The sequence below is a fragment of the Kribbella sancticallisti genome (assembly GCF_039530625.1).
Taxonomy (GTDB): Bacteria; Actinomycetota; Actinomycetes; order Propionibacteriales; family Kribbellaceae; genus Kribbella; species Kribbella sancticallisti.
In genome coordinates, this window is the sequence record NZ_BAAAOS010000020.1 from 22,229 (window position 1) to 32,358 (window position 10,130).

General features: G+C 69.2%; 12 protein-coding genes. 1 reads left to right on the top strand and 11 read right to left on the bottom strand.

Annotated elements, in window-relative coordinates; all coding sequences use genetic code 11:
- Window positions 1-90 precede the first annotated feature (90 nt).
- The 9 genes from metK to ABD255_RS16700 all read right to left on the bottom strand — a co-directional run bounded on the left by metK (window position 91) and on the right by ABD255_RS16700 (window position 7,297).
- Window positions 91-1,284 carry a methionine adenosyltransferase gene (gene metK, locus ABD255_RS16660; RefSeq protein ID WP_344214778.1) on the bottom strand — a complete coding sequence of 398 codons (1,194 nt, stop codon included), beginning with the start codon at window positions 1,282-1,284 and terminating at the stop codon, window positions 91-93.
- 272 nt (window positions 1,285-1,556) lie between these two features.
- Complete coding sequence (locus tag ABD255_RS16665) at window positions 1,557-2,723, bottom strand: winged helix DNA-binding domain-containing protein (protein ID WP_344214780.1); 1,167 nt, start codon at window positions 2,721-2,723, stop codon at window positions 1,557-1,559.
- A gap of 49 nt (window positions 2,724-2,772) precedes the next feature.
- Entirely contained in the window at window positions 2,773-4,017 is a 1,245-nt protein-coding gene (gene coaBC / locus ABD255_RS16670; RefSeq protein ID WP_344214782.1) for a bifunctional phosphopantothenoylcysteine decarboxylase/phosphopantothenate--cysteine ligase CoaBC, read from the bottom strand.
- Between the two features lie 10 nt (window positions 4,018-4,027).
- A complete protein-coding gene (gene rpoZ, locus ABD255_RS16675) occupies window positions 4,028-4,336 on the bottom strand; it encodes a DNA-directed RNA polymerase subunit omega (RefSeq protein ID WP_344214784.1) in 309 nt (102 codons plus the stop codon).
- Between the two features lie 2 nt (window positions 4,337-4,338).
- Window positions 4,339-4,992: a guanylate kinase gene (gmk, locus tag ABD255_RS16680; RefSeq protein WP_344214786.1), complete on the bottom strand. Its 654-nt coding sequence runs from the start codon at window positions 4,990-4,992 to the stop codon at window positions 4,339-4,341.
- Between the two features lie 8 nt (window positions 4,993-5,000).
- Window positions 5,001-5,315 carry an integration host factor, actinobacterial type gene (mihF, locus tag ABD255_RS16685; protein ID WP_132320042.1) on the bottom strand — a complete coding sequence of 105 codons (315 nt, stop codon included), beginning with the start codon at window positions 5,313-5,315 and terminating at the stop codon, window positions 5,001-5,003.
- A 164-nt stretch (window positions 5,316-5,479) separates the two neighbouring features.
- Window positions 5,480-5,851 carry a hypothetical protein gene (locus tag ABD255_RS16690; protein WP_344214791.1) on the bottom strand — a complete coding sequence of 124 codons (372 nt, stop codon included), beginning with the start codon at window positions 5,849-5,851 and terminating at the stop codon, window positions 5,480-5,482.
- An 82-nt stretch (window positions 5,852-5,933) separates the two neighbouring features.
- On the bottom strand, window positions 5,934-6,272 hold the full coding sequence (locus ABD255_RS16695; protein WP_344214792.1) for a hypothetical protein: 339 nt from the start codon (window positions 6,270-6,272) through the stop codon (window positions 5,934-5,936).
- 5 nt (window positions 6,273-6,277) lie between these two features.
- Window positions 6,278-7,297: an EamA family transporter gene (locus ABD255_RS16700; RefSeq protein WP_344214794.1), complete on the bottom strand. Its 1,020-nt coding sequence runs from the start codon at window positions 7,295-7,297 to the stop codon at window positions 6,278-6,280.
- Window positions 7,298-7,365: 68 nt separating this feature from the next.
- Here ABD255_RS16700 and ABD255_RS16705 point away from each other — a divergent pair, with 68 nt between their 5' ends.
- Window positions 7,366-8,220: a LysR family transcriptional regulator gene (locus tag ABD255_RS16705; RefSeq protein WP_344214795.1), complete on the top strand. Its 855-nt coding sequence runs from the start codon at window positions 7,366-7,368 to the stop codon at window positions 8,218-8,220.
- On the opposite strand, the gene pyrF is transcribed toward ABD255_RS16705, so the two are convergent.
- The gene (gene pyrF, locus ABD255_RS16710) at window positions 8,217-9,050 is read right to left on the bottom strand and encodes an orotidine-5'-phosphate decarboxylase (protein ID WP_344214797.1); all 834 of its coding nucleotides are present in this window, start codon (window positions 9,048-9,050) and stop codon (window positions 8,217-8,219) included. The two genes, ABD255_RS16705 and pyrF, sit on opposite strands and share 4 nt — an antisense overlap.
- Window positions 9,051-9,067: 17 nt before the next feature.
- Complete coding sequence (locus ABD255_RS16715) at window positions 9,068-10,129, bottom strand: quinone-dependent dihydroorotate dehydrogenase (protein WP_344215827.1); 1,062 nt, start codon at window positions 10,127-10,129, stop codon at window positions 9,068-9,070.
- Window position 10,130 lies beyond the last annotated feature (1 nt).

A 10,130-nucleotide genomic window follows, 5' to 3' on the forward strand; every position in this document is an offset into this window, starting at 1 on the left:
GGTGGCACGACAACTGTCGGGAGGCCTGGGGACAACAAACCGCCCGCGACCTGCACAGGTCACGGGCGGCTGTGGAGAAACTGCTGAGAACTACTTCGAGACGGCGGCCTTCAGCGCCTCGACCCGGTCGAGGCGCTCCCAGGTGAAGTCCTCGCCGGTACGGCCGAAGTGGCCGTTGCGGGCGGTCTGGGCGTAGATCGGCCGGAGCAGGTCCAGGTCGCGGATGATCGCGGCCGGCCGCAGGTCGAAGACCTCGAGCACCGCGTCGCTGATCTTGTCCACCGGCACGGTCTCGGTGCCGAACGTGTCGACGTAGAAGCCGACCGGAGCGGCCTTGCCGATCGCGTAGGCCACCTGGCACTCGGCCCGCTTCGCCAGCCCCGCGGCGACGATGTTCTTCGCCACCCAGCGCATCGCGTACGCCGCCGAGCGGTCCACCTTCGACGGGTCCTTGCCGGAGAAGGCGCCGCCACCGTGGCGGGCCATGCCGCCGTAGGTGTCGATGATGATCTTGCGACCGGTCACGCCGGCGTCACCCATCGGGCCGCCGATCTCGAACCGGCCGGTCGGGTTCACCAGCAACTGGTAGTCGGCCGAGTCGATCTCGAACTGCTCGAGCACCGGGTCGACGACGTGCTTCTTCACGTCCGGCGTCAGCATCGAGTCCAGGCTGATGTCGGCGGCGTGCTGGCTCGACACCACCACGGTGTGGATCCGGACCGCCCGGTCGCCGTCGTACTCGACCGTGACCTGGGTCTTGCCGTCGGGGCGCAGGTAGGCCATCGTGCCGTCTTTGCGGACCTCGGACAGCCGCGCGGACAGCCGGTGCGCGATGGTGATCGGCAGCGGCATCAGTTCGGGCGTCTCGTCCGAGGCGTAGCCGAACATCAGGCCCTGGTCGCCGGCGCCCTGCAGGTCGAGCGCGTCCGACGAGGCGTCGGCGCGGGTCTCGTAGGCGGTGTTGACGCCCTGGGCGATATCGGGCGACTGGCTCCCGATCGCGACCGTGACGCCGCAGGAGGCCCCGTCGAAGCCCTTCAGCGACGAGTCGTAGCCGATCTCGAGGATCCGGTCCCGGACGATGCCCGGGATGTCCACGTACGCCGTGGTGGTGACCTCGCCGGCGACGACGACCAGGCCGGTCGTCACCAGGGTCTCCACCGCGACGCGGCTCTTGGGGTCCTCGGCCAGCAGGGCATCGAGGATCGAGTCGCTGATCTGGTCAGCGATCTTGTCCGGGTGACCCTCGGTCACCGACTCGGACGTGAACAGGCGCCGTGCCACGGGTTCTCCCTCGATATTTCCTCGTCTGCCGCACGAGTGGAGAAGATCTCCCCCGCCCGTGCACCGCCCCACGCGATGCTGATGGAAGTATGCCAGCAGTTCTGGTCAGGATCTCGGAGGCGAGCCAATACTGACCAATTGGCGAGACGGCCAGCTCATATCCTGGACAGTGAGGCGTAGGCGACCAGGGTAACCCTCACCACATTTAACTAAGGCTGCCCTAACCAACTTGACCCAGGCGAGCACCTGGATGCCGCCGGTTCCCGTTGAGGCTAGGCGTGGGCGCCGACGGTGACCTCGCCGATGGTCAGGTCGGGCTTCGCGTCCAGGATCTCGCCGAGCCTGCTCACCTCGTCGTCGAGCGCGCGCCGGCGGGACTGGTTGAGCTTGCCCAGCGGCTCGACCGTCACCTGGACCTTGCGACCGGACCTCCGCTGGTGCCAGACGCCGCCCACGATCCCGTCGATCAGCAGCAGCGGGAAATTGCCCGCCTGTCCCCTGGCCAGAGCGCGATCCCAGGCCTTGCCCGGGAAGACCATCTCGCGGGGATGGCTGCCGACGCCGTACGCGTCGAAGTACGGGAGAAGGCGTACTCCGCGCGCCGGCTCGTCGGGGAGGTCGGTGTCGCCGCGGAGCAGCCAGGCGGGCTTGCCGTCGAGCGACACTTCCTCCAACTCGTCCGCCAACGACGTGAAGAGCCTCGCTCCGAAGGTCGGCGTGACGTTGAACCACCGCGCGAACTGCTGCGGGGTGGCCGGTCCGTAGGAATGCAGATACTGCTTCAGCACCACAGAGAGCGCGATCTCGGCGCTCTCCGGCTTGAACGGTGTGAACCGGTGCGGGTTGGAGTACGTCACGTTGCGGCCGCGGTTGGCTCCGTAGCAGAGCACGCCCGCGTTCGCCGCGGCCGGGATCAGTTGACGCCAGCGCGGCCAGTAGGTCTGGAACGCGGGCATCACCAGATCTCCCGCCCACGAACCGGTCCGCGCGACAACCTCGTCGGTGAGTTCGTCCACGGTCAGGTCGTTCTCGGCCAGCGCGTCCCCGATCGCGGCGATCACCTGATCGATCTGCTCCGGCGTCATCCGCATGTACTCCGGTACCGCGCCGGGCGTCGTCGGCAGCGCGGACAGAGCGCCGACCCAACTCGCCAGATCCACGGCGGGCAGCAGATGAACGGTCCCCCGCGGCCCGAGGGTCTTCACCAGACTCCGGTCCTCCCACAAGGCGCGCTGCACATCAACCCGCGTCGCACCCTCGATCCGCAGCGCGACGGAAACCTCAGCGGCCGACAGCACCTGCGCATGCGCCCCACACATCGCCCGCACCACGTCCGCCGTCTCACCTGCCGCCGGATCACCCGTCGCCGGCGCGGCCAGTTGATGCCGCGCCATCCGGCGCGCGACGACAGCCTGCCAGGACACCTCGCGAAGACTCATACCCAGAGGCTAGAAGCAGAAGCGGCCAGGACCTGGCCTCTACTGGAAGCTAGTGCCAGCGGTTGGCGACGAGGTTCCAGATGACGCCGGCGAGGGCGTCCTTGCTGCCGGAGGGGACGGGGAGCGCGCCGCCGTCGCGGTCGAGGATGACGGCCTCGTTGGTGTCGCTGCCGAAGACCTTGCCGCCGGACACGTCGTTCACGACCAGCAGGTCGCAGCCCTTGCGCTCGAGCTTGGTGCGGGCCAACTCGATCACGCTGTGCTCGGCGTCGCCCGTCTCCGCGGCGAAGCCGACGATGACCTGGTCCGCGCGGCCACGATCGTGCGAGATGGTGGCCAGGATGTCCGGATTCTGCACCAGGCTCACCGCCGGGACGGCACCGTCGGCGGTCTTCTTGATCTTGTGCTCGGCCACGTCGGCCGGGCGGAAGTCCGCGGGCGCCGCCGCCATCACGATCGCGTCCGCATCCGCCGCACGACCGGTGATCTCGTCGTACAGATCGCGAGTACTGGTGACCGGGACGACCTGGACGCCGGCCGGATCGGCGAGTTCGGAGTTGGCCGCGACCAGCGTGACCTTCGCGCCCCGGGCGGCTGCGATGCGCGCCAGCGCGTAGCCCTGCTTGCCGGAGGAGGAATTGCCCAGGTATCGAACCGGATCGAGGTGTTCGCGAGTGCCGCCGGCGCTGACCAGGACATGCTTGCCTGTCAGATCCGCGACGGACTGGCCCGCGGCACGAGCGGCCTCGTCGGCCAGCATCAACTGGCTGATCGCGAAGATCTCCGACGGCTCGGGCAACCGGCCGCGGCCGGTGTCGGTACCGGTGAGGCGACCGACCGCGGGGTCCAGCACGGTGATACCGCGCGACCGCAGCGTGGCCACGTTCGCCTGGGTGGCCGGGTGCTCCCACATCTCGGTGTGCATCGCGGCCGCGAACAGGATCGGGCAGCGGGCCGTCAGCAACGTGTTGGTGAGCAGGTCGTCGGCCAGCCCGTGGGCGGCCTTCGCGATCAGATTCGCGGTCGCGGGCGCGACGACGACCAGATCGGCGCTTTTGCCGATCCGGACATGTGGCACCTCGTGCACGTCGTCGAACGGATCGGCGGTGACCGGCTGACCCGACAGCGCCGCCCAGGTGGCGGCGCCGACGAACTCCAGGGCGGCCGCGGTCGGCACCACCCGGACACTGTGCCCGGACTCGGTCAACCGGCGGAGCAGATCACAGACCTTGTAAGCCGCGATCCCGCCGCCGACGCCCAGAACTACCGACGGCCGCTGCCCTGTCGCTGTCATCGACGGGTGGTTACTCGGACTTCTCCGCGGCGGCAGCGGCGGCTTCCGCCTCGGCCTCGGGGTCGATGTCGGTGCAGGTCAGGACGCCCTCGTTGATCTCACGCATGGCGATCGAGAGGGGCTTCTCCTGGACGTGGGTCTCGACCAGCGGTCCGACGTACTCCAGCAGGCCCTCGCCGAGCTGGGAGTAGTAGGCGTTGATCTGCCGCGCCCGCTTGGCCGAGTACAGCACCAGCTTGTACTTCGAGTCGGTGCGGGTGAGCAGGTCGTCGATCGGCGGCGAGGTGATGCCGATGGCGACGGGCTGGTTGGCAGACAAGTTCAGCTCTTTCCAGAGATGTTGGGTGATCGAATCAACTTTACCAACTGATCGGCCGCTTCCCGAACCGACGCGTTCACGATCGTGACGTCGAACTCCTTCTCGGCGGCCAGCTCCAGGGTAGCCGTCTCGAGCCGGCGCTCCCGTTCCTCGGCCGTTTCGGTCCCCCGGCCGACCAGCCGGCGGACCAGTTCGTCCCAGCTCGGCGGGGCCAGGAAGACGAAATGCGCCTCCGGCATCGTCTCGCGGACCTGCCGCGCGCCCTGCAGGTCGATCTCCAGCAGCGCGGGGCGTCCCTCGGCCAGCTTGTCCAGCACCGGCTGCCGGGGGGTGCCGTAGCGGGCCGCCTTGTGCACGACGGCCCACTCGAGCAGCTCGTCGGCGGCGATCATCCGGTCGAACTCCTCGTCGGAGACGAACAGGTAGTGGACACCGTGCTCCTCCCCCGGCCGGGCCTTCCGGGTGGTCGCCGAGACCGAGATCCAGATGTCCGGATAGTTCTCCCGGATCTGGGCCGCGACCGTTCCCTTGCCGACCGCGGTCGGGCCGGCCAGTACGGTCAGCCGGGCTCCGCCGGCACCGCCCCGGGTGCCGTCAGCGGAACCGTTCCCCGTGTCCACGCCTGTCTCCAGCTCAGTCGGCATCAGCTCGGTCATGGTCGTCGTCACTCGGCGAACTCGCGCTCGAGCGCGGCGATCTGGTTGCTGCCCAGACCGCGCACCCGGCGGGTCTCCGAGATGCCCGCCCGCTCCATGATCTGCTGCGCGCGAACCTTGCCGACGCCCGGGATGCACTGCAGCAGCGCGCTGACCCGCATCTTGCCGATCACGTCGTTGGTCTGCCCCTCGTGCAGGACCTCCGTAGGAGAAGCCCCCGAGTGCCTGATCCGGTTCTTGATCTCCGCACGCTCACGCCGTGCGGCTGCGGCCTTGTCCAGAGCAGCCGCGCGCTGCTCCGGTGTCAAAGAAGGAAGTGGCACCGTCTCACCTGTCCCGTTGTGTGTCTTCGCAGGTGAACCTACTTAACGACCTGCGTGAACAGCAAACAACCCCCAAACGCTGCGTGGCGGTGGGGGTTGTCTGTACTGCACGAGGTGGTTTGCCGTGGCGCTGTGTAGCGGTTGGGCAACCAGGTGGAGCGTTGCTACTCGACCATTGGCACGTCGACCTTGCAACTGTCCTTGGCGTGGGTGGCGATCGCCTTGTACGCCGTCGTGACGCCGGCTGTCTGCTGGCTCAGCCGGGCCAGCTCGACCCGGTCACTGCCCGCCTTCTGCGCCTTCTCGGCGAACGCCACCACGACGCCCCAGTCGTCCTTCACCTCGGCCGGCGCGGTCTCCTGGACCTTCTTCGCGTCCTGAAGGATCTTCGCGTAGTCGGCCGGCTTCTGCGGGTCCACGTTCACGGCTGAGGCTGCATAGCCGGCCAGATCGACGCAGTACGCCTGCTCCTCGGTGCAGGCGGTCAATCCGGCGGCCGCGGCGATCATCGTCGCGGTCATCAGCACTGTGCGCATCAGGTTCTCATCCTCGGAGGGCCTCGGGGGTCTAGACGGACAAGCTACCGGCCGTGATCAAACGGACCGGAAACCGGCCTTTTCAGCTGCCTTCGACGGTCACCTTGCAGGTGTCCTTGGCGTGCTTGCCGATCGCGGACGACGCGGTGCCCATCTTCTCGCCGTCCTTCTTGTTCAGCTCGGTCAGCTTGCCGGTGTCGCCGTCGGCCTTCTTCGCGTTCTCGATGTAGTCGAGCACGACCTTGTAGTCGTCCTTCAGGTCGTCCGGCGCCGACTTGGACAGCTTCTTGGCCTCGCCCTGCAGTTTGTCGACCGATGCCTTGTCCTTGAGGTCGGCGTTCTTGACCGCCTCGGCGTAGTTCTTCAGCTCGCCGCAGTAGTCGCCGCCGCCCGAGCACGCCGTCAGGGTGCCGACGCTCATTGTCACTACCGCCGCGAGGGCCGCAAGCTTGCGCATTCCAGTCCGATCTGTTGCTCGCGGGAAGGCCGTCCCTCCCCGTCACCGCAACCCTGGCGAACAGTGGGGTCAACGACGGCCATGGCACGCCGTGAGGAAGCTCCCACCGGCCGACTGGAACCGCGCTGTGATCTGCCGCGTCGGCCGGCCGCCGCGGCCGTGACGGCGTTCGCGGCCACGATCACCGTGATGGCGAACCAGGCCGGCCGGTCCAGCCGCTGATCGAGCACGACCAGGCCGACCAGCGCGGCCAGGACCGGGTTCACACTCATGAAGATGCCGAAGAACCGCGCCGGAACCTTGCGCAGGGCAAGCAAATCGACCAGGAACGGTACTGCGGACGACAGCACCCCGGCGGCGAGCGCGTACCAGATCGCGGCGACCGTCGGCGGGTGGTGCCACAACACGAAGACGCCCACCGGCACGTAAGCCAGGCCGGAGACCGCGGCGGCCGCGGCCGTGCCCTGGGCGCCGGGGATCCTGCTGCCCACCGTGCGGTTCAGCAGGATGTAGCACGCCCAGCACGCGGCCGCGAGCAAGGCGAGTCCGACCCCGAGGTAGTCGGTCGACGCCTGCGGCCGAGTCAGTACGACGACCGCCGGCCCCGCCGCGAGCGCACAGATCACGTCCACCTTCCGCCGCGAACCGGCCAGCGCGACCGCCAACGGACCGAGGAACTCCAACGTCACCGCCAGGCCGAGCCCGATCCGATCGATCGCCGTATACAGCGACAGGTTCATCGTCGCGAACACCGCGGCAAGGGCCAGCACCGGCAACCACTGCTGCCGAGTGAACGACCGCAGCCGCGGACGCCCTACCGCCAGCAGGACCACCCCAGCCACCCACTGCCGGACCGCGACAACCCCGACCGGACCGATCACCGGGAAGGCCATCGCACCGAGGGACGCGCCGACCTGGGTGGAGAGCCCGCTGCCGAGCATCATCGCCACCCCGACCGACTGGCCCGGCTTCTTCGCTTCCTCACTCATAGACCGAGATTGCTGCCGCCGCAGCGGTCCGCAAAATGCATCGACGCGGGGATCTATACGCTGGAGTCATGGATCTCGAGTTGCGCCAGTTGCGTTGCCTGGTCGCCATCGTGGACTCCGGCACGTTCACCGACGCGGCGATCGAGCTCGGCATCTCCCAGGCGGCCGTCTCACGAACGTTGCTGAGCCTCGAACAGGTGCTGGGCGTCCGCCTGCTGCATCGGACCAGCCGGACCGTCAGCCCGACCACGGCCGGAGTACAGGTGCTCGCGCGGGCCCGGCATCTGCTCGCCGAGGCGGACGATCTGGTGCGCGAGGCAACAACGGGCCACACCCGGCTGCGGATCGGCCATGCCTGGTCGGCGATGGGCACGCACACCGCCGAGTTCCAGCGGCGCTGGGCCACCCGCTACCCCGACGTCGAACTCCACCTGATCCGGACCAACACGCCGACCGGCGGGCTGGCCGAGGGACTCTGCGATCTGGCGGTGGTCCGGACCGCCATCGACGGCAATCGCTTCGGCTCCGTCACGGTCGCGCAGGAGCGACGGTTCTGCGCGATGGCGGCGGACGATTCGTGGGCGCGGCGCCGCTCGATCACGATGGCCGAACTGGGCACCCGGGTCGTGCTCGTCGATCGCCGGACCGGCACGACCACGAGCGAGCTGTGGACCGAGGACGCCCAGCCCCGGCTGGAGTACACCAATGACATCGACGACTGGCTCGCGGCCATCGCCACCGGGCGGTGCGTCGGACTGACTCCGCAAGCCACCGTCACGCAGTACCGGCGGGACGGGATCGTGTATCGGCCTGTCCGGGACGCACCGCCGGTGGTGGTCCAGTTGGCCTGGCGGCGCCACGACCCCCACCCGGCCACTCAGGCAGCAGTCGGCCTGCTGTCCGAGCTCTACGACGCTCACTAGCCCAGCACGGTCCGGAAGGCGTCGTTCGCGCGGGCAGCGGCGTCCTGGAGTGAGACCGCGTCCGGCCCGGCGCCGAGGATCTCGCGAGAGCTCGACGGTACGACGTTGCGTACTGCGGACCCGAACACCTCGGCGAGGCCGGCGGCGGTACCACCCTGGGCGCCCAGGCCAGGGGCAAGCAGCGGCCCCTTGATGTCGAGGTCCTCCCCGGTCGACTTGATGGTCGCGCCCACCACGGCACCGAAGGAGCCCAGGTCGTCGACCCCGGCGTTGAGCTCACGCAGGCCGTCGAGGACCGCACCCGCGACGGTCGGCCCGTCGGTGGTCCGCGCGGACTGGAACTGCGGGCCTTCCGGATTCGACGTCAGAGCCAGGACGAACAACCCGGCCCCGGCCGCACGCGCCTCGTCGATCGCCGGCTGGAGCGAACCGAAGCCGAGGTACGGGCTGACGGTGAGGGCGTCGCAGGCGAGCGGGCCCTTCTCCGCGAGATAGGCGGACGCGTAACCGGCCATCGTCGAACCGATGTCGCCGCGCTTGGCGTCGATGATCACCAGCGCGCCGGCTTCGCGGAGCCGGATCGTGGCCTGCTCCAGCACCGCGATTCCCGCCGAACCGAAGCGCTCGAAGAAGGCCGACTGCGGCTTGAAGACCGCGACCCGGTCGGCCAGGGCGTCAACGACGCCGTACGTGAAGGTCGCGAGGCCGTCGGCGTCGTCCGGCAGGCCCCAGGAGTCCAGGAGGTGGGCGTGCGGGTCGATGCCGACGCAGAGCGGACCGCGGTCGTTCATCGCGGCGCGGAGGCGGGCTCCGAAGGGCTGGCTGCTCATGGGACGTTCTCGCTCTCTCATCTGATTCCTGCCTGCGCGAGGTGACGGTTGGTGCGGCGGACCAGGCCCGGGCCGCGGTAGATCAGGCCGGTGTAGATCTGGACCAGGCTCGCGCCGGCGTCGACCAGCCGGGCCGCGTCGTCCGGATCGAGGATGCCGCCGACACCGATGATCGGCAGCGCTCCCCCGGTCTCGGCGTGGATGTGGGCAACGGTCTTGGCCGAGGTCTCGGTCAGCGGGCGGCCGGACAGTCCACCCGCCTCCCCCGCCAGCCGCTCGTCGACCGGCGCGAGACCGGACCGGCCGATCGTCGTGTTGGTGGCGATGATCCCGGCCACGCCGACGTCGGTGCAGACGCCGAGCAACTCGTCGATCGCCTGCTCGGTCAGGTCCGGCGCGATCTTGACCAGGATCGGCTTCGGTCCGCGGCCGCCCATGCTGAGCGCCTTCGCCTCGGTGTGCAGGGCGGTCAGCAGTTCGCGCAGGTGGCCCGAGTCCTGCAGCGAGCGCAGTCCCGGGGTGTTCGGCGAGCTCACGTTGACGGCGAAGTAGTCGCCGAAGCGGTAGAGCCGCTGCAGCGAGGTGACGTAGTCGGCGACCGCGTCCTCGAGTTCGGTCACCTTCGACTTTCCGATGCTGATGCCGAGCGGGTAGCCGAGGTCGCCGTACGACGACAGCTTGCCGGCCAGTGCGGCCGAGCCGAGGTTGTTGAAGCCCATCCGGTTGATCACGGCTTCGCTCTCGACCAGCCGGAACAGCCGCGGCTTCGGGTTGCCCGGCTGGGCGTGGGCCGTCACGGTGCCGACCTCGACGAACCCGAACCCGAGCGCCCGCCAGGCCGGCAGGGCGATCCCGTTCTTGTCCATCCCCGCGGCCAGCCCGACCGGGCTGGGGAAGCGCACCCCGAAGACGGTGCGCTCCAGCCCGGCGGGCAGCGAGCCGAAGGTCCGGGAGAGAGCGCTCACCGCACCGGGCACACGACTCAGCCGCCGCAACCCGTGCAACGTCTGCTCATGCGCGACCTCCGCGTCGCCGCGCCCCAGCCGGTAGAGCACCGGCCTGACCACCCGCCGGTACACA

Bases quoted from the DNA above. Each gene is read 5' to 3' on its own strand.
- ABD255_RS16665 (WP_344214780.1), bottom strand. From the start codon at position 2,723: ATGAGTCTTCGCGAGGTGTCCTGGCAGGCTGTCGTCGCGCGCCGGATG.
- ABD255_RS16700 (WP_344214794.1), bottom strand. From the start codon at position 7,297: ATGAGTGAGGAAGCGAAGAAGCCGGGCCAGTCGGTCGGGGTGGCGATG.
- coaBC (WP_344214782.1), bottom strand. From the start codon at position 4,017: ATGACAGCGACAGGGCAGCGGCCGTCGGTAGTTCTGGGCGTCGGCGGC.
- gmk (WP_344214786.1), bottom strand. From the start codon at position 4,992: ATGACCGAGCTGATGCCGACTGAGCTGGAGACAGGCGTGGACACGGGG.
- ABD255_RS16695 (WP_344214792.1), bottom strand. From the start codon at position 6,272: ATGAGCGTCGGCACCCTGACGGCGTGCTCGGGCGGCGGCGACTACTGC.
- pyrF (WP_344214797.1), bottom strand. From the start codon at position 9,050: ATGAGCAGCCAGCCCTTCGGAGCCCGCCTCCGCGCCGCGATGAACGAC.
- ABD255_RS16690 (WP_344214791.1), bottom strand. From the start codon at position 5,851: ATGCGCACAGTGCTGATGACCGCGACGATGATCGCCGCGGCCGCCGGA.
- ABD255_RS16705 (WP_344214795.1), top strand. From the start codon at position 7,366: ATGGATCTCGAGTTGCGCCAGTTGCGTTGCCTGGTCGCCATCGTGGAC.